Below are 19983 nucleotides of genomic sequence, written 5' to 3'. Positions count from 1 at the left end.
AAGGACTAAGGACTCAAATATACATATTTTTGATTAAACTTCGAGAGTCTACTGTTTTATCAATAACGTTATATGCTTTCATTTTATTTTGTATGTCAGTAATAAAATCTTCCGAGACGGGTGTTGCGTCACCCCATTCAGTTATTGATAACCATTCTCTTACATCATTAAGCTGTTGTTGGTATCTTAAAGATAAGGTTTGATCAATTTTATCTATTTTTTTAAAGTGTTTAGTACAATTATTAATTATATCTAATACTTTTTTTAGGTCTTTAGAGTAATTTTTAATAATTTCTTCTCTAACCGCTACAACAAAGCAAGGCCATGGGGTAGGGCAATTTCCTAAACTTTTGAATGTACCCTCGTCAACAAAAGGTTTAGTAGTGAAATGTTCCCACATGAAGTAGTCTGCTTCGCCTTTATTAAGAGCATCGATACCTCCTTCAAGATTATTAACAACTTTAAACTTTAATTTGTCTATATCCCAACCATTATTGTGTGCGTTTACAATAGCCATTAAATGTGAACCAGAACCATATCTACTGATGGCGATCGTAGCATTTTGAAGTTCAGAAATATCTTGGTATTTTGACTTAGCGTTTACATGAATTCCCCAAATTAGCGGAGATTCTACATAAAATTGAGTTATTTTAGAGGGGTTGCCTTCAATAATATCTTTAATAATTCCTTCAGTGAGAACTATAGCTATATCAATTTCACCACTTCTTAATGCCTTACACATATCACCTGTACCACCAGGAAAATCTTGCCAGCGTAAATTAATTCTATTTTTTGTGTATTCTTTATTTTTAAGGGTTATGTACCAAGGATAGTTGAAGTGTTCTGGCACACCTCCTACTTTTAAATTCAGCATTATTCAACCAATTTATTTAAAGTGTAGACAATTAAATTCTCTACTATTTTTTTAGGTTCGTTACTAAAAGTTCCATTAGCTCTATTTGCAATTATAGCATTCATGGAGACAGCATTATGACCAAGTAGCTTTGATAGACCATAGATAGCAGACGTTTCCATCTCTAGGTTGGTGACCTTATGCTCATGGTATTTAAAACTGTCTATTTTTTTATTTAGCTCGATGTCTTGAAGTGGCAACCTAAGTACTCTTCCTTGAGGACCATAAAATCCACCAGCAGTTGCAGTGATACCAGTAAAAATTTTATCTGAAAATAATTTTTTTCCAAGTTTAGAGCTATTTTTAATGACTAATGGGGTTGCCTTATGAATACTCCAAGAAGTATGTTTCATAAAAGCTTTTTCAATATCTGGATTACCAATATTTTCTACCTGATATGAACGAAGCATGCCATTAATATCTAGAGCATGAGAGCTAAGTAAAAAGCTATCTACAGGTATATCTGACTGAAGGGACCCAGAAGTACCAATACGGATAATGTTTAGTGATGTGTGCTTTTCTTTTAGTGTTCTGGTGTCTAGGTTTATATTAACAAGAGCATCAAGTTCATTTAGAACGATATCTATATTATCCGGACCTATGCCTGTTGATATAACAGTAATGCGTTTACCTTTATACGTTCCTGTAATTGTTCTAAACTCTCGTTTTTGAGTACTAAACTCAATATGTTCAAAATAATTTGCGACAATATCTACCCTGTATTGATCTCCCACAAATATAATATCTTTAGAAATGTGTTCTGGTTTCAAGTTTAAGTGATAAATACTCCCGTCCGAATTTAAAATAAGTTCAGAGTCTTGTATAGTCATTTATGATGTTATTTTAAGCAGCTTTTTAGTATCATTTACATATAAATAGCTGTATTTTTTAGATCCGCCAAGATAAGAAAAATCTGAACGTATTTGACCATAGAAATTTAGTTGATTTTCTAAGACCATTTTACCCTTTTTACTAAGCTTTACTGGGTTTAGAGATGAAAATAGCTTTTTCATTTTATCCAGCTTATGTATATATTGAAGCTCATTAAAACCATAGATTTTTTGATTCTCTGTTATTTTTGCTATTAGATCCTGTTTGTCTACTATTTTTGAATCACTAACTAAGCTCAATATTTGATTTTCTAAACTATTTAAGCCATTTTTAAATGAAGGGAATCTTTTTAAATGCGTTTTTATTGTTTTTTCTATATGGGTGAAAGCCGATGTTGTATTAAAAGTATGAATATTTTCTAATCTCAAAGGACTATCAGAACAGTATAGTTGCCAAATGTAATCAGCATATTCTATATCATCTTTGTTAAGTTCAATTCTACTCTTATAATATGTTAACAAGTCGTTTTTTTTGCTTTGCAAAAAATTGACTTGAATGTCGTTGTTTGAGTTTTTGTTCAGAACGATTGAAATTTTTCTTCCTTTACGAAATCTTTTAAGCCAGCTAATAACAGCAATCATATTTATTTGGGAAGATAGATCACTATCGAACCATAAAACAATTTCATCTTGTGTTTTTTGCTTACAAAGATTCCTGTATTCTCTTAATGTATAATCTATGAAGGCTTTTTTACTGGTTTTATAGGAGTCTTTAAAGAAATCAAACCTTGTTTTCCAAAAAACTTCGCTTCCAACATTAATAGTTGTTTTTCCTTCACATAATATTTCCCGCCATGTAATGATTTCACCGTTAATTCTTATGTGTTTTAAAGCTTGGGTAATGTTGTCTCCGTTTGCGATGTGTAATGTTGAAGCTGTCATAATTTTGGGAATGATTGAAGATTTCTTAATAGTATAATTAAAACGATACTTTTTTATTTGTATTGTTTGTTGTTAATTATTTGTATGGTGTAATATTAAGATAAAATTTATTAAAAATAAAATGCTAGGGTTTATTTCCTAGCATTTTAACTTTTTAGCCTCCAACTCTTTTGACATTAAACCCTTTTTCTTTAAGTAGTTTCATTATTTTGTCTCTGTAATCTCCTTGAATTATAATACAATCGTTTTTATAGCTACCTCCAACGCTTAATTTAGTTTTTATTTCTTTGGCTAATTTTTTAAAGTCTTCAGTAGCGCCATCATAACCGTCAATTATGGTTATTGGTTTTCCTTTTCGTTTTTCGTACTTACATAATAGTGGCTTTTCTTGTAGCCAGATATTAGACTTTTTTTCCTCTTTTTTTTCTTCAAATTGATGATCTGGAAAAAGATTTTTAAGTTGGTCTTGTAAATCCATTCTTATTTTATAAGTCCAAGTTCCCTTAAACGTTCATTTAAAAAATCTCCAGCTGTAATATCTTCAAATTGTTTAGGGTTGTTTTCTGAAATACAATTTTCTAAAACATTTAATTTCATATCAGAAATTGGGTGCATGAAGAAAGGTATTGAATATCTTGAAGTTCCCCAAAGTTCTTTTGGTGGATTTACAACGCGATGAATAGTTGATTTTAATTTATTATTACTATGTCTTGATAGCATATCTCCTACATTAATCATTAACTCATCTTGTTGCGCGATAGCATCTATCCATTGTCCTTCATGGTTTTGAACTTGTAGTCCTTTCCCGTGAGCTCCCATGAGTAATGTAATTAAATTAATATCACCATGAGCCGCTGCTCTAACAGCTCCTTTTGGTTCTTTGTTTATGGGAGGGTAATGTATGGGTCTTAAAATACTATTTCCATTTTTAATGTATTCATCAAAATAAGTTTCTTCTAAGTCTAAATATAAGGCTAAAGAACGCAATACATATTTAGCCGTTTTCTCGAGCATTTTATATGTTTTTTTACCAACTTCATTAAATTTAGATAGTTCTTTAACTTCGACATTTTTTGGATATTCAGCCTCTAATTTTGGATTGTTTTCAACATATTGACCAAAATGCCAGAATTCTTTTAAATCTCCCTCTTTTTTACCTTTTGCAGATTCTTTTCCAAAAGACACATAGCCTCTTTGTCCTCCAATACCAGGAATTTCATATTTCTGCTTGGTATCAACTGGTAAATCAAAAAACTTTTTAATTTCGTCATATAAATCATCTACCAATTGCTTACCTAAAAAATGACCTTTTAGAGCGACAAAACCAATGGTTTCATAAGCATTTCCAATTTCATTAATGAACCTTTGTTTGCGTGTTTCATCTTCTGATAGAAAGTCTTCTAAATTTACACTTGGAATTTTATTCATTGTTAATAAGTTTTTATGTAATTCTCGGTAAAGTTAGTGAAACAAGGAATAATAAGAAAAATTACTTATTAACAAAAGGAATTAAATAGGAAATTGTGTAGAAAAAACCAAAGCCTGTGTTACTTTCTAAAATTCTATTAAAACCTGGGGTATATAGGGTTTTAAATCCTGTTTGATCTTTAATGCTTAATAGTATTTTATAGGAAAAACCACCGCCAATGAATAAGTTTTTAAAGGTTTCAACCTTAATTCCAAGTTGTATTTCTATCCAATGAGCGGTTAGTCCTGTTTGTTCTCGTTCAGAATTAATTGTATTTACTGGAAAGTAGATCGATGAACCAGGTCCTTGAGTGACGTTTGGAGTATAACTGTCTAGGGAATGATCAAACAAAGCGAAACCATATCGTCCACCGACAAAGATTTCATTATTCATATCCAGCCAGTTCTCATAAGCATTATAGTTAACCCCAACCCTAACGAAATTACCTTTTGAAGAAGAGGTGGTAAAATCTTCAAAAGTAGTTTCTTTTTCATAGCCCAACTCTGATGCTAAGTACCAATTTTTTGCTATTCTATAATCTCCAATAAATTCAATACCATTGTAACTTTTATCAAAAATTCCTAGAATAGGTCTACTGATGTCCATACCAATTCTTAAACCATAGCCTGTTTTATATTTGATACTGTCGTTTGATGAATTTTTTAGAGACTCTTCTTGTGTATAGCAACTAAAAGAAACTAGAAAAAATAGAATAGGACTAATGAAATACTTGTACATGTGATCGGATTTGGTTGTTAATTTCAGGAATACTTTTATTGGAAATACTATCAATCCATTCGTTATTAGTTGTTGATAATTCAATATTTTTAAAAATATATCTAAACCCACAAGACCTTGAAACATAATCTTCAACAGAATTGTAATTTATTCTTAGAGTTACATACTTATTATTAGCTAAAGTACCTTCTTTATCATTTATTTTTAGAGTATAAACTGTTTCCGAGGTGTTTCCATTAATAGGAATGGCGATAGAGTCTAATGATTGGTTTGTGAATAGACTGTCTGTTTTGCTCTCTGCTATTGCTGAAAATTGATTTACACTTTTTAGAGAGGTGATATCATTTTTATCATAAAACCTAATTATTAAGTTAGGCGTTACAGGATTTTCTGTGCAAAAATCATCTTTTTCACATGAATTAAAGGCGAATAAGCATAGTAATAAAACACTAAAACATTTTTTCATTTGTGTATCTTTCAAAATATTGATAAGTAAACTTAGTTATTAAGCTATTTTTCAAATAGCACAACAGTTTCTATATGGGATGTATGTGGAAACTGATCTACCAAACTTATTTTTTTAATTTGATAGCCTGAATTCACTAACTCTTCCGTATCACGAGCCTGAGTTGCTGGGTTACAAGATACATAAACCATTCTATCCGCGCCTAAATTTATTATTTTTTTAAGTGTTTTTGGTGCGATACCAGCTCTTGCGGGGTCTAAAATAATTGTTCTTATTTTATTTCTGAATTTCGGGTGCTCCATTAAGAATTTTCCTACGTCAGCAGCAAAAAAATCAACTCCTTTAATGTTGTTGCGCTTTGCATTTTTTTTTGCATCTCTTATGGCAGAAGCGACGATATCAACGCCTACAATTTTTGTATTTGTTGCCTTTGAAGCAATAATTTGACCAATAGTTCCTGTTCCACAAAATAAATCCATTACGACTGTATTATCAATAGCATCTTTATTTTCAAGAGCATAATCAACAACTTTAGAGTATAGTTTTTCAGCAGATTTTGGATTTGTTTGAAAAAAGCTTTTCATACTTATTTCAAATTTTAAGTTTAGCAGTTTCTCAACAATTTTTTCATCACCGTAAATGAGCTTTATACTACCGGTAGTGGCAATAGTTCTGTCTCCAGTTTCATCGTTAATGGTGTGTAAAAGCCCTGCAACTCTACTTCCAAATAAATCAATTAAAAATTGAGAAAATTTATTAAGATTAAACCTTGAAAGGTCTTTTGAGGTGGTTACTAAATTAAAAAGAAGTTGATTGGTATCAAACGATTTTCTAACCACAAAATATCTGAAAAATCCCTCTTTTTTAGGAGCATGCCATGGAGTTAAATCTGTATTTTTACAGTAATTACGTATCTTATAAAGATTGTTTTCAAATTCATCATCAAATAAACCACTATCCTTATTAAGGTTTTCACCAATCCACCACGTACCACGTCTTTTAAAGCCTAAAGTAAATTCATCAATATCTGTTTTATTTTTAGTATCATAGCCAATTGCGGAAAAACTATATTCCATTTTATTTCGGTAATGAAACGAATTTGGAGAAGCAATAAATTCATCAAAAAAATCCTCGATATGCTCAATTTTTCCAATTTTTTTAAAGAGATCCATAGTACTAGTGTATTTGTACTCATGTTGTTTTTCAATTGGAAGGTTTATATAAGGAGCTCCTGGTATTTGTTGATAAGAAGATTCAATTTCGTTATTAGATATCTTAAGAACTTCTAAAAGTTTACATTCTGCGTACTTTTTTTTCGATTTGTCCACTCTAGCTTTTACAAATTGACCAGGAAGTGTATTGGGAACAAATACTACAAATTCTCCTAACTCATTTCTAATTCGCCCTATACCTTTACCTCCAAAAGCATAATCTTCAATTAATATTTCTAAAACTTCTCCTCTTTTTACGAATTTATTTCGTTCTCGTCTTGGCATTTATTCTGTTTGATTTATGATAGCAAAATTAGGAAAAGTTATTTTTAGGTTTGAGTTAAAAAATAATAATCATCTTTTTTTTGAAAAACTTTAAAAATTGATCTCATTTTGATTAATTAAAATGAGATTATTATTTTTAATAAATGAAGATATTTGCTATTTTGCGATATCATAGGGATGATTTCTCTCCCACGCTGCTTTTTCGGTACAATCGAAAAAATAAAGGTACAGTAGGAATGGTTATTTTATCAATTTTTAAAAATTACGAAAATGGCTGTTTTAGAACATTTAACTTCACAGCAAGCAATTGATTTAGAAAACAAGTACGGAGCACATAACTATCACCCATTACCAGTGGTATTGAGCAAAGGTGAAGGGGTTTATGTTTGGGATGTTGAGGGTAAAAAATACTATGATTTTTTATCTGCTTATTCTGCTGTAAATCAAGGGCATTGTCACCCAAGGATTACAAATGCACTTGTAGAGCAATCTAGCATTTTAACATTAACTTCCAGAGCATTTCATAATAATGTTCTCGGACAATATGAGAAATATATAACAGATTTATTCGGTTTCGATAAAGTTTTACCTATGAACACCGGAGTTGAAGGAGGAGAAACTGCTATAAAATTATGTAGAAAATGGGCTTACAAAGTTAAGGGGATTGAAGAAAATAAAGCGAAAATATTATTCGCAGAGAATAATTTTTGGGGTAGGACCTTAGCAGCTGTTTCTTCATCGACAGATCCAAGTGCGTATAAAGATTATGGGCCTTATTTGCCAGGTTTCGAAATAGTTAAATACAATGATTTAGAAGCTTTAGAAAAAGCTCTCGAAGATCCTAATGTCGCTGGTTTTATGGTTGAGCCTATACAAGGTGAGGCAGGAGTAATGGTCCCTGATGAAGGATATCTAAAAAAAGCTTTTGAGCTTTGTAAAAAGAAGAATGTACTTTTTATTGCAGATGAGGTTCAAACAGGGATATCAAGAACAGGTAAGTTGTATTGTTGCCAACACGAGGGATTTAGACCGGACATACTTATCTTAGGAAAAGCTTTAAGTGGTGGGGTGTTCCCTGTTTCAGCAATACTAGCAGATGATGAAGTTATGCTAACCATAAAGCCAGGAGAGCATGGTTCTACTTTTGGCGGAAATCCGCTTGCTTGCAAGGTAGCAATGGCTGCATTAGAAGTAGCTGTAGATGAGGGGCTTGCAGAAAATGCTGAGTACTTAGGTACAATCTTTAGAGAGGAGCTAGGGCAGTTTGCTCGTGAAAATGAATTAGTAACTCTTGTTCGCGGAAAAGGTTTGTTGAATGCCGTAGTAATTAATGATACTGAAGATAGTGATACAGCATGGAATATTTGCATGAAATTACGCGATAATGGATTGCTAGCCAAACCAACACACGGTAATATAATACGTTTTGCACCTCCGTTGGTTATGAATGAGACCCAGTTAAGAGATTGTATTAGTATAATAAAAAATACGATTAAAGAATTTTCATAGTATAAAAAAGGCATTGATTATAAGTCAATGCCTTTTTTTAATAGTTTTAATAATAAAGTTTGTTAATTATTTTTTAATATTCTATTTCTCTTATATTTAAATGCTTTTTTAGTAATCCTGAAGGAGTCTTGTTCATTTCATTAAAAATTTGAGTATCACCAAATAAGATAAAACTGTCTTTTGCTCGAGAGACGGCAACATTTAGCATATTAGGTTTATTGTCTCTGTCAAAAAACATAGTACCTTCATCTTTACTTGAATAAACTGAGCTGAACAAAATTATACTTCTTTCTGCTCCTTGTAAAGCATGAACAGTGCCAATTTTAACATCGTTAATATTATATCCAGCATTAACAAGTGCTTTAGATAATTCGGATTTTTGACTAGCAAAAGGAGTAATAATTCCTAATATATTTTCTATTGAATTTACATTATAAGCTTTTTGGATACTTTCTTTATTTTGTTGCAACCATAAAATTATAGTATTAACTTCTTTGATGTTAAAACGGCTATTGTATTTTTTTTCACTAACCCCTTCTACATGATAGGCTAGCATTGATGGAAAAATCTGATCTGCTTTAGCCTTCCCTTTCATTGGTTTTAAAATTCCATTGTATGCTAATTCGTTACAGAAGTTAATAATTTCATCATTACATCTTCTGTGTTCAAGAAGAATTAAGCCATTTTCTTTTTTATCATTAATAATGGTTTCGTATTCGCATGCATTCTGTGCCATTTTCATTATACTACCACTTGATGCTAAAAAGCCTAATTTGTCAAGTAGTTCGTTTTCTTGACTACTTTCTATAATGTTTAGAGAAGATAAATTTCCAGTATCAATTTTTGGAGGAATAGACCAGATTGGTTCAATTTGTTTTAAATCTCCTATTACAAAAGCTTTTTTGGCAAGAGCAAAAAGAGGTATGCTAACTTCGGGAGTTACTTGTCCAGCTTCGTCAATTATTAGTAAATCTATAAAGTTAGTTAAAGGAAAGTATTCAAAAATGGCTTTACCTTCTTCACTTTCCCCTTGAAATTGACTTCTTACAAAATGAGAAGGAGCCATATAAAAAGTAGCAACAAAACAAGGCGTAAGCATTGAACGTCTTTTCCATTGCTTCTTTATTGCAATTTCACCAGTTCCTTTTTCAGTATTATTTTCAATTGTGTCAATTGTTTCAAGAATCCAACGTGCTTCCCAATAATGCGTTGCTAATAAGAATGCTTTATGGCGAAGAGTGAGGTCAATTTCATTATAAAAATATCCCTTTAGTTGATTATCTTTTGTCTTTTTTTGTAATTCATAATGCCACATTCTATCTTCAGAAATTAAAGGTAGGCCTTCAATACTATTTTCTTTTTTCCAGTTGCTTAGTTTTAGATTTGCTTGTAATAGCAAATTTATATTAGCAAGTAATTGTTTAACATAAGATAATACAGTGTCTTTATTGACAAGTTTATTTTGGGGTATTTTGAAAATATGTTTTGAATTGTTAGAATTTTTCTCAAAAGTAAAATGTACCTTAATTTTATTTATAAACTCCTCTTTTTTATACTCCGTTTTAAGTTCATTTAACAATGAGCGCCATTGATGAAGTTTTGTGATATTAATATTTTCATTAGATATATGATTACTACTATCTAATAATACATTATTTATAAATTCCATTGATGATATATAATCATTTGAGAACCGGGTAGCATTAATTAGATTGGTTTCAATATTTATTAATTCTTGCTGTAATTGATAGCATGCCTCTTCTAGAGATGTTTCTTTATAGCCAAAATACGTATTATATTTTTCGAGAAAATAATATTCTGCATTGATTAGATATTCTTTATTTTCAAGCTCACATAGACTTCCTTCGTAACCGAATAAATTACCTTTAAGATAATTAATTTCACTCAATTTTTTTTCGCTCTTTGAATTGGAAGGAAGGTAGGTTGCATATCCATGAAAATTAGGTATCCATCTTTTTGAAAGCCCTTCTGTTGTACTTCTTGAATTGATAAAACTGTCAATAATGTTTGTTACTGCTTGGTTATTATTTGAGCAAGCTAAGATTAAGGGAGCCTCTTCTCCTTCTATTGCAGCCTTTACAAACTCAGTAGCAACAATACTTTGAAGTAGCGTTGTTTTACCTGTTCCTGGAGGGCCGTTTACAGCTATTATAGGATTTTCCTCTGCAGTAAGATACGATAGTAGTGTTTTTCTTTGACTTATTGATAGAGGGAACTCATTTGACATCTGTCCTAGGTGCAAATGATTATAATGCAAATAACCTTCATCGGTAATCGGAGAGGTTCTATACCGGTCTGCAGGAGTTACAATTTTACTTAATAAGGGGAGTTCATCTAAGTGATCAAGTAGATTTTCATAAAGAAATAAAATACTTTTAGCAGTAGAGATTTTTGAACTAATCGCAAAATATGTAAGGCTGTGATGAGTTGTATATTTTTCAGCTCTGTAATGAGAAATTGAGTTAAATGTAACTTCGTTGAAAATATGGTTAATATAATCCCAATAAACATTCCAGTTTATGGGGTTATCATTTTCATCTCCCTTCGGTTGTTCTAAATTACGAGCATTAGTCACATTTTCAATACTAGAGAAAATAAAATCATTTTTTATATCAGCTATTGGAGTTAGGTAGTTTCTTACTATTAGAGGAAATAAATCTTTTGGAGCTGATAGTTTTCCAGATCTATCCAAAGTAGCGGCAATCCAGAAGGGATGAATAGTTTTCTGTTTTAAACGAGAGTTTTCTGTTTCATATTTTAGATGAAATGGAGAGATCAATATTTGAGTTTCATTAATTTTTTGCCATCGAGTACTATCTTTTTTTGAAATTCCTTTTAACCGGTTTATTCTTTTTTCTTCTAGTTCTAGTATTTCAAAGGCATTTTTTGTGCTTATTAAAGCATTGATAATATTAGAAGAATTTTGATGATAAAGATGTTTTATTCTAGAAATATCAATAGCTAAATTTTCGCTATCAAACAGACTATGTTTATAATAAAGTAGCCAATTCTTTTCTGAATTCATTTCAATTAAAGTTCTGTAATTTAGTAATATTATTTTATAGAATGGCGAGCGAAAATACTGTAATTTATTTTCTTTAGAAAAGATTTTATTGTAGTGTTTTAAAATTAAAATAAGAAGCCCAAAGTATATACTTTGGGCTTCTTATTTTAATTTTAAATTATTTTTATTTACCAGCCATTCAGTCTGTCTTGAAGAATTTCAGGATCTTGTAAGGCTTCCCACCCTATTGTTGTAAAAAGATTAATAATAAAGATCATGTAAGAAAAGCTCAGGATAATTCCAATTATGGCTAGAATTTTACCCGTATTCAAAGTTTGAAAGTTTGAGTATACTCTTGGATTTAAATCATATTTTACTTTATCTTGTCTATATAAAATAAGAGCAGTAATTCCCAGTATAATTCCAGGTATTCCATAACAGCAGCAACTGATTATTGAAATAATACCTAAGACTAAAACTGCTGTAGCATTTGGTAATTGTTTTTGTTCAAGTTCGTTCAAGACAGTGTTTTGTTTTAGTTAAGTTAATTAAATAATTTGTTTATTTTTATGATATAAGCCAAAATTATGATGCTTACATTAATGATACCCAAAATTAATAAAATATTTAAGCTGATTTTTTTTTTAAGGAAAAAATGAATAATTGAGTATACAACAAACAAAATAGTTGTGTAAATCGCAGGGAACATATTGAACGCATCCAAAAAATTTCCTTCTAAAAGTAATATTAAAGACCTTTGAAATCCACAACCTGGACAATCAATACCAAATAGTTTTTTATTTAAACAAGGTATCAAATAATTTTCAAGTTCCAAGTTTTTTATTTAAATATATCCATTCCAGGAATGTTAGGAATACCATTTTTGGCAGCAGTAGCTAATTCTTGTTCATTAATATCGCCAGCTTTTTTCAACGCTTTATTAAGAGTCAATATTAAATAGTCTTCCAGTTCTTCTTTGTCCTGCAGTAGGGATTCATCTACAAAAATGGATTTGATTTCACGATTTGCCGTAACTGTAACTTTGATATTTCCGTTAGCAGATGACTCATCTATAAGAACAGTATTTAGTCTGTTTTTTGTTTCTTCAACTTTATTTTGGGCTTCTTTTAATTTACCCATCATGTTAGAAAGGTCTCCAAACATTTTTTATATTTAATATTTAACTTTTGCAAAAATAATATTTTAACTTCGAAAAAAAAACTAAAATAAAAATGAGAAAAATTATAGTTACAATAATAACATTAAACATTATTTTTGTTTCCTGCAAAAAAGAAAGAATGAATACAGATATACAAATTCCAGTAGCTGAAAAGCAAGTAACAAGGTTAGAAAAGCACGGAGATGTAAGAATAGATAATTATTTTTGGATGCGCTTGACTGATGAGCAAAAAAATGCCAAAGTTAAGGATGAACAGACTAAAAAGGTGTATGCTTATCTGGATTCTGAGAACGAGTATTTTGAGAAAGAAACAGCACATACAAAGGCATTTCAAAATGACTTGTTTGAAGAAATGAAAGGGAGGATAAAAGAAGATGACGAATCCGTTCCTTATAAAGAAAATGGATATTTTTATATCACAAGATTTGAAGTTGGAGATCAATATCCTATCTATAGTAGAAAAAAAGAAACATTAGACGCCAAAGAGGAGATTATTTTTAATGTTAACGAAGAAGCAAAAGGACATGACTATTTCCAACTTGGAGGATTAAGTATAAGTCCAAATAATAAATTAGCATCTTTTGCTGTAGACACTATTAGCAGGAGACAATATACGTTACAGGTCAAGAATCTTATAACAGGAGAAATACTTAAAGATAAAATTGAAAATACAACTGGAGGATCAGTTTGGTCTAATGACAATAAAACTTTTTACTACACTAAAAAAGATCCAGTTACATTGAGAAGCTCTCAGGTATACAGACATATTTTAGGATCAAATACATCTGATGATGAGTTAGTATATGAGGAAACAGATGAAACATTTGGTGTATTCGTTACAAAATCAAAATCAAAAAGATATATTGTTATAGGTTCTTATAGTACTGTATCTAACGAGTATAGAGTTTTGGACGCGGATAATCCAGCAGGTGAATTTAAGATAATACAACAGCGGGAAAGGGATTTGGAGTACGATATTGCTCATTATGGTGATTTTTTTTACATAAGAACTAATAAAGATGGAGCAACGAACTTTAAATTAATGAAAACCTCTTTAGACAAAACATCTAAAGAAAATTGGGTAGATGTTATACCTCATAGAGAAGATGTTTTTATGGAAGATTTTTCAATATTTAAAGATTATTTGGTTTTAGAGGAAAGAAGTGAAGGGCTCAATAAAATTAGAATTAAGCGCTGGGATGGTCAAGAAGATTATTATTTACCTTTTGAAGAAGAAACCTATTCTTCGGGTGTTTATTCAAATCCAGATTTTGATACAGATATAATTCGGTATTCATATAACTCTATGACAACACCAAGTTCTGTCATTGATTTCAATATGAAAGAAAAAACTAAAGATGTTAAAAAAGAACAGGAAGTACTAGGAGGCAAGTTTGACAAAGCAAATTATATAAGTAAGCGCTTGTGGGTTCCTTCGCGCGATGGTAAGAAAATAGCTTTATCAATAGTTTATCATAAAGATACAAAGCTAGATGAAAATACCCCTGTTTTGCAGTATGCTTATGGATCATATGGACATACTGTATCTGATGGTTTTTCTACAACCAGATTAAGTCTTTTAGATAGAGGTTTTATATTCGCTTTAGCCCACATAAGAGGAGGGCAGTATTTAGGAAGAGACTGGTATGAGGAAGGTAAAATGTTAAAAAAGAAGAATACGTTTACAGATTTTATAGATTGTTCAAAGTTTTTAATTGAAAAAGGGTATACTTCTCCCAAACATTTATATGCTATGGGTGGATCAGCTGGGGGATTGTTAATGGGAGCAGTTATAAACATGAATCCAGAAATTTATAATGGAATAATTGCACAAGTACCATTTGTAGATGTTATTTCTACAATGTTGGATGATAGCATACCTTTGACTACAGGAGAGTATGATGAATGGGGAAATCCAAATGATAAAGAGTATTATAATTATATTAAGTCTTATTCTCCATATGATCAAGTAGAGCCCAAAGCTTATCCACATATGCTGGTAACAACAGGTTTACATGATAGCCAGGTTCAATACTGGGAACCAGCTAAATGGGTAGCAAAAATAAGAGAATTGAAAACAGATGACAATTACCTGTTTTTACATACAAATATGGAGGCAGGCCATGGTGGAGCTTCAGGCAGGTTTGATGCCATTAAAGAAGTAGCCGAAGAATATACGTTCTTTTTAATGTTAGAGAATAAGTTAGAAAAATAATTATATTTTTGCCCAAGGAAAGAGTAAGAGGGTGTTATTATGAAAACAGAAAAATACGCACTCTACTTTTCATAATGATACCTTTTTATGATTTTAGAGAGAATGAGACATGCTGGAGTTACAAATTCAGTTTTAGATTTAGTAGGGGAAACACCTTTAGTTAAATTGCACAATATTAGTAAAAACGTTCCAGGAAACTGTTTTGCCAAATTGGAGGCTTTTAACCCTGGTCACTCAGCTAAAGATAGAATAGCTTTACATATTATTGAAACAGCTGAAAGAAAGGGAATAGTGAAAAGAGGAGATATTATTGTTGAGACAACATCTGGTAATACAGGTTTTTCTTTAGCAATGATTAGTATTGTAAAAGGATATAGGTGTATTTTGGCTGTGAGTGATAAATCTTCACAAGATAAAATTGATATGTTAAAGGCAATGGGAGCAGAGGTACATATTTGTCCAGCTAATGTTCCTGCAGATGACGCTCGATCTTATTATGAAGTCGCTAAAAGATTACACAAAGAAAATCCCGGATCAATCTATATCAATCAGTATTTTAATGAATTAAATATTGAAGCCCATTATTTAAGCACAGGCCCTGAAATATGGGAGCAAACGGAGGGTAAGGTAACACATGTTGTGGTAGCTAGTGGTACTGGTGGGACTATATCTGGAACTGGACGCTTTTTAAAGGAACAAAATCCAAATATAAAGATTTTGGGAATAGATGCTATCGGATCGGTTATTAAAAAATTCCATGAAACAGGAGCTTTTGATTCAAATGAAATAAGTCCATATAAAATTGAAGGATTAGGAAAAAACTTAATCCCAACATCTACCGATTTTGATATAGTAGATGTTTATGAAAAAGTTTCAGATAAAGATTCAGCATTAAAAGCAAGAGAACTGGTAAAAACGGAAGGAATATTTGCGGGTTACACCTCAGGAGCAGTTTTACAAGGTTTACAGCAGTATGCAGATCAAAACTATTTTGATAAAAATAGTGTTATTGTTGTAATTTTACCTGACCACGGTTCTCGCTATATGAATAAAATTTATTCAGATCAATGGATGGCAGATCAAGGATTTATGTAGGTTTTTTAAAAGTTTAATGAGTAGTATATCTAATTTTTCTGTAGTTATTCCTTGTTTCAATGAGGAAAAATATATTAGAGATTGTATTCAATCAATTCTAAATCAAACATTATTACCTTCAAATTTAATTATTGTAAATGATGGTTCTATAGATAAAACTGTAGCTATAGTTGAAGAAATAAAAGAGAATTCTAATCTTCTTAAGATTATTCACACAGATAAACAGGCATCTTTTGAGCCTGGAGCTAAAATTGTTCAAGCTTTTAAGGCAGGTTTATCAACATTGAATGAATGGGATGTTGTCTTTAAAATTGATGCAGATGTCCGGTTACCATCGAATTATTTTCAAGAAGTAATTAGCTTGTATGAAAGTGATAATATGATTGGTATGGTAGGAGGATTGGCTTATATTAAAAAAAAAGAAAAGTTAGTTTACGAATCCATTTCTTCGAAGGAACATCTTAGGGGACCTATAAAATCATATCAAAAGAATTGTTTTGAAGCTATAGGGGGTATGAGAGAAACTATTGGTTGGGATACCATTGATGAAATTTTAGCTCAGTATTATGGTTATAAAGTTAAAATAATTAAGGATTTAAAAGTAGTTTTAGCTAAACCAACTGGTTTTCGATATCGTAAGTCACACGCTTCCAAACATGGTTTGGCAATGTATAAGATGAATTATGGATTTATGCTCGCGATTATTGCTACAGCTAAAACTTCTTTTAAAAAGAAAAGCCTTTCTACTTTTTTTCAAACTATGAAAGCTTTTACAAAAGCTTATATTAATAAAACTCCAAAGGTAGTCAACAAGAAAGAAGGGGCGTTTGTAAGAGACTATCGATGGGCTAAAATAAAACAAAGAATAACATTTTAAAATTTAAAATAATAATTGTGTGTATATAAAATATTGAAGGATTAGTCCCTCAATATTTTATACATAAATTTAACTTTTAGCAGGTTAATTATTTTCAATTAAATTAGATTGATTTCTAAAAACTAATTGATCATCAAATGCGTCAAGTAAAACAATACTATCTGTAACTACTTTTCCTGCTAATATTTCTTTTGATAGTGCGTTTAATATTTCTTTTTGAATTACTCTTTTAACAGGGCGTGCTCCGAATTCTGGTTGATATCCTTTTTTAGCAAGGTATAAAATGGCTTCTTCTGTAGCATCGATAGTAATGTTTTTCTTGGCGATCATTTTTTTAACTCCATTTAATTGAAGCTCTACAATATTTTTAATATTTCTTTCAGATAAAGGCGTAAACATTACAATATCATCGATTCTATTTAGAAATTCTGGACGTACACTTTGTTTAAGTAGTCCTAAGACTTCGGTTTTTGCTATTTCCATAGTAGAGTATATATCTTGTTTCATGTTTTCAAACTTTTCTTGAATAATATGACTACCCATGTTTGAGGTCATGATGATAATTGTATTTTTGAAATCAGCAATTCTGCCTTTGTTGTCTGTGAGTCTACCTTCATCAAGTACCTGTAATAAGATATTAAATGTATCAGGGTGCGCTTTTTCGATTTCATCGAGCAATACTACTGAATACGGCTTCCTTCTTACAGCCTCTGTTAACTGTCCTCCTTCATCATATCCAACATACCCTGGAGGTGCGCCAACCAATCTACTAACTGAATGTCGTTCTTGATATTCACTCATATCGATACGAGTCATTGCGTTTTCATTGTCAAAAAGATAGTCAGCTAACGCTTTTGCAAGCTCTGTTTTTCCCACTCCTGTTGTTCCTAAAAATAAAAATGAACCAATTGGTTTACTTGGATTTTGTAGTCCTGCTCTTGAACGTCTAACAGCATCAGAAACTGCTTCTATAGCTTCTTCTTGCCCTACAACACGTTTATGTAATTCAAATTCAAGACTTAATAGTTTTTCGCGTTCAGATTGCAACATTTTAGTAACAGGAATTCCTGTCCATTTAGCTATAACTTCAGCAATATCATCGTATGTTACTTCTTCTTTTATTAACGAGTTTTCCTTTTGATTTGCTAATATTATTTGCTGTTTGTCTAGTTGTTCTTGAGCTTCTTTAATTTTACCATATCTTAATTCAGCAACTTTACCATAGTCACCATTTCTCTCAGCTTTATCAGCTTCTAGTTTAAATTCTTCAATTGATGATTTTAATTGTTGAATTTGATCAATAACGTTTTTCTCGGATTTCCACTTTGCATTTATTTCATTTCGTTCCTCCTTTAAGTTAGCTATATCTGCATTTAGAGACTTTAACTTCATATCGTCATTTTCACGTTTTATAGCTTCAATCTCAATCTCAATCTGCATTATTTTTCTATCTAGTACATCAAGTTCTTCAGGTTTGGAATTAATTTCCATCCTTAGTTTAGATGCAGCTTCATCCATTAAGTCAATAGCTTTATCTGGTAAAAATCGATTGGTTATATATCTTTGCGAAAGTTCAACAGCACCTATAATAGACTCATCTTTTATTCTTACTTTATGGTGTGCTTCATACTTGTCTTTAATACCTCTTAAAATTGAAATAGCGCTTTCAGTATCAGGTTCGTCAACGATAACTTTTTGAAATCTTCTTTCAAGCGCTTTGTCTTTTTCAAAATATTTTTGATATTCATCAAGTGTCGTAGCTCCAATAGCTCTCAGCTCTCCTCGCGCTAGTGCGGGTTTTAAAATATTAGCTGCATCCATTGCTCCTTGACCACCACCTGCACCAACTAAAGTATGAATTTCATCTATAAAAAGAAGAATATCTCCATCAGAGTTAGTCACTTCTTTTACGACGCTTTTTAACCTCTCTTCAAATTCACCTTTGTATTTAGCCCCAGCGATTAAAGCTCCCATATCCAAAGAATAGATCTCTTTATTCTTTAAATTTTCAGGAACATCGCCTCGTATTATTCTATGTGCCAATCCTTCAGCAATAGCCGTTTTTCCTGTTCCTGGTTCTCCAACTAAAATGGGGTTATTCTTTGTTCTTCGTGATAATATTTGAAGCAAACGTCTAATTTCCTCATCTCTACCGATAACAGGGTCAAGTTTTCCGTCTTGTGCAAAAAGGTTTAAATTTTTGGCATATTTGTTTAAAGAGTTATAGCTTTCTTCTGCACTCTGAGAAGTCACATTATTACCTTTTCTTAGCTCTTGAATGGCTGAGTTTAAATTTTTTTCAGTTACACCTTGGTCTTTTAGTATTTGGGCAATTTGACTTTTGGATTTAAATATTGAAATAATTAAATGCTCAATTGAAACAAATTCATCATTCATTTTTTTTGAAATACTAGTAGCTTCTGTAAGCGTTTTATTAGCCTCTCTTGATAACACTATTTCACTACCAGATACCTTGTTAAAACTTTCAAGTTGCTTGTCGATAACTTGTTTGATAACTTGTAAATTAACATTTAGTTTTTTTAGTATAAAAGGCAATATATTTTCATCAACAACAAGAAGTGCCTTGAATAAATGCTCATTTTCAATTTGATTATGAGAGTATTTATTAGCAAGTAATTGAGCTTGTTGTATTGTTTCTTGTGATTTTATCGTATAATTGTTGAAATTCATAATCATTTTATTTTATGATCCATAACTCAAAATCAGTACCAATAAACTGTAGAAAGTTAATATTGACATTTTGTCTTGTGTTTAGTGGTTTTTAATGACTTTTTGTCTGTTGTGGTTGATTGGTAAATAAAAAAATATAATAATGGGGATACTAAATAATTTTTTCGGTTCATCTAAAGAAAATAAAAACAAAAAAGTAACGTTTGTAAATTGGATTGACTTAAATAGTGTCGATCAATTAAGTGAAATTGAAGCTTTGTCAGAGAACGAAACTGTGGCTATTTTCAAGCATTCAACCAGATGCGGAATAAGTAGTATGGTTATAAAAAGTTTTGTTGAAAAATTTGATAGTTCTCTAAAAGACTTTAAAGTTTACTATTTAGATCTTTTAAAATACAGACAAGTTTCTGATGAAGTAGGGTATAAATTTCAAGTTATACATCAATCACCGCAGTTGATTATAATTAAAAATAAAGAAGTTCTAACTCATGCGTCTCATTATGAGATCACAAAAATTGATTTAAAAAGTTTTTAAATT

Annotated in this window: 18 protein-coding genes; 5 read left to right on the top strand and 13 right to left on the bottom strand. The window is 30.9% G+C overall.

The features are described from left to right. Window positions 1–13: 13 nt before the first annotated feature. From AC2GW8_RS04190 to rlmD, 8 genes are all read right to left on the bottom strand, one after another. Window positions 14–874 carry a substrate-binding domain-containing protein gene (locus tag AC2GW8_RS04190; RefSeq protein ID WP_440881536.1) on the bottom strand — a complete coding sequence of 287 codons (861 nt, stop codon included), beginning with the start codon at window positions 872–874 and terminating at the stop codon, window positions 14–16. After that, window positions 874–1743, bottom strand: a complete 870-nt coding sequence (locus tag AC2GW8_RS04185) for a nucleoside phosphorylase (protein ID WP_440881535.1) — start codon at window positions 1741–1743, stop codon at window positions 874–876. Before AC2GW8_RS04185 ends, AC2GW8_RS04190 begins: the two co-directional genes overlap by 1 nt. After that, window positions 1744–2685 carry a DUF1835 domain-containing protein gene (locus tag AC2GW8_RS04180; RefSeq protein ID WP_440881534.1) on the bottom strand — a complete coding sequence of 314 codons (942 nt, stop codon included), beginning with the start codon at window positions 2683–2685 and terminating at the stop codon, window positions 1744–1746. Between the two features lie 154 nt (window positions 2686–2839). Further along, the gene (locus AC2GW8_RS04175) at window positions 2840–3163 is read right to left on the bottom strand and encodes a translation initiation factor (RefSeq protein ID WP_440881533.1); all 324 of its coding nucleotides are present in this window, start codon (window positions 3161–3163) and stop codon (window positions 2840–2842) included. A 2-nt stretch (window positions 3164–3165) separates the two neighbouring features. Then, window positions 3166–4113: an isopenicillin N synthase family dioxygenase gene (locus AC2GW8_RS04170; RefSeq protein WP_440881532.1), complete on the bottom strand. Its 948-nt coding sequence runs from the start codon at window positions 4111–4113 to the stop codon at window positions 3166–3168. Between the two features lie 61 nt (window positions 4114–4174). Beyond that, entirely contained in the window at window positions 4175–4891 is a 717-nt protein-coding gene (locus AC2GW8_RS04165; protein ID WP_440881531.1) for a DUF6048 family protein, read from the bottom strand. Then, entirely contained in the window at window positions 4872–5357 is a 486-nt protein-coding gene (locus AC2GW8_RS04160; RefSeq protein WP_440881530.1) for a DUF6452 family protein, read from the bottom strand. The genes AC2GW8_RS04165 and AC2GW8_RS04160 overlap by 20 nt, the downstream gene beginning before the upstream one ends. A 44-nt stretch (window positions 5358–5401) precedes the next feature. Then, window positions 5402–6853 carry a 23S rRNA (uracil(1939)-C(5))-methyltransferase RlmD gene (rlmD, locus tag AC2GW8_RS04155; protein ID WP_440881529.1) on the bottom strand — a complete coding sequence of 484 codons (1452 nt, stop codon included), beginning with the start codon at window positions 6851–6853 and terminating at the stop codon, window positions 5402–5404. 270 nt (window positions 6854–7123) lie between these two features. On the opposite strand from rlmD, the gene rocD reads away from it, so the two are divergent. Continuing rightward, window positions 7124–8362 carry an ornithine--oxo-acid transaminase gene (gene rocD / locus AC2GW8_RS04150; protein ID WP_440881528.1) on the top strand — a complete coding sequence of 413 codons (1239 nt, stop codon included), beginning with the start codon at window positions 7124–7126 and terminating at the stop codon, window positions 8360–8362. 73 nt (window positions 8363–8435) lie between these two features. Here the strand turns inward: rocD and AC2GW8_RS04145 are convergent, their stop codons facing one another. The 4 genes from AC2GW8_RS04145 to AC2GW8_RS04130 form a co-directional block, all read right to left on the bottom strand. Beyond that, window positions 8436–11408, bottom strand: coding sequence for a DEAD/DEAH box helicase (locus AC2GW8_RS04145; RefSeq protein WP_440881527.1), 2973 nt, complete (start codon window positions 11406–11408; stop codon window positions 8436–8438). Between the two features lie 167 nt (window positions 11409–11575). Beyond that, entirely contained in the window at window positions 11576–11908 is a 333-nt protein-coding gene (locus AC2GW8_RS04140) for a CCC motif membrane protein (protein WP_440881526.1), read from the bottom strand. A gap of 23 nt (window positions 11909–11931) precedes the next feature. Further along, on the bottom strand, window positions 11932–12204 hold the full coding sequence (locus AC2GW8_RS04135) for a DUF2752 domain-containing protein (RefSeq protein WP_440882182.1): 273 nt from the start codon (window positions 12202–12204) through the stop codon (window positions 11932–11934). Window positions 12205–12227: 23 nt separating this feature from the next. Then, on the bottom strand, window positions 12228–12551 hold the full coding sequence (locus AC2GW8_RS04130; RefSeq protein WP_440881525.1) for a YbaB/EbfC family nucleoid-associated protein: 324 nt from the start codon (window positions 12549–12551) through the stop codon (window positions 12228–12230). Window positions 12552–12619: 68 nt separating this feature from the next. Here AC2GW8_RS04130 and AC2GW8_RS04125 point away from each other — a divergent pair, with 68 nt between their 5' ends. The 3 genes from AC2GW8_RS04125 to AC2GW8_RS04115 all read left to right on the top strand — a co-directional run bounded on the left by AC2GW8_RS04125 (window position 12620) and on the right by AC2GW8_RS04115 (window position 16754). Continuing rightward, the gene (locus tag AC2GW8_RS04125; protein WP_440881524.1) at window positions 12620–14782 is read left to right on the top strand and encodes a S9 family peptidase; all 2163 of its coding nucleotides are present in this window, start codon (window positions 12620–12622) and stop codon (window positions 14780–14782) included. A gap of 87 nt (window positions 14783–14869) precedes the next feature. After that, window positions 14870–15877: a cysteate synthase gene (capA, locus tag AC2GW8_RS04120; protein ID WP_440881523.1), complete on the top strand. Its 1008-nt coding sequence runs from the start codon at window positions 14870–14872 to the stop codon at window positions 15875–15877. Window positions 15878–15893: 16 nt separating this feature from the next. Further along, window positions 15894–16754: a glycosyltransferase family 2 protein gene (locus AC2GW8_RS04115; protein WP_440881522.1), complete on the top strand. Its 861-nt coding sequence runs from the start codon at window positions 15894–15896 to the stop codon at window positions 16752–16754. 84 nt (window positions 16755–16838) lie between these two features. On the opposite strand, the gene clpB is transcribed toward AC2GW8_RS04115, so the two are convergent. Then, the gene (gene clpB / locus AC2GW8_RS04110) at window positions 16839–19445 is read right to left on the bottom strand and encodes an ATP-dependent chaperone ClpB (RefSeq protein ID WP_440881521.1); all 2607 of its coding nucleotides are present in this window, start codon (window positions 19443–19445) and stop codon (window positions 16839–16841) included. 142 nt (window positions 19446–19587) lie between these two features. On the opposite strand from clpB, the gene ytxJ reads away from it, so the two are divergent. Continuing rightward, a complete protein-coding gene (gene ytxJ / locus AC2GW8_RS04105; RefSeq protein WP_440881520.1) occupies window positions 19588–19980 on the top strand; it encodes a bacillithiol system redox-active protein YtxJ in 393 nt (130 codons plus the stop codon). Window positions 19981–19983: the final 3 nt, after the last annotated feature.

The organism is Tenacibaculum profundi, from assembly GCF_057162725.1.
Note: the sequence above shows the minus strand (reverse complement) of the source record. Positions and strands in the feature narration are given on the sequence as shown.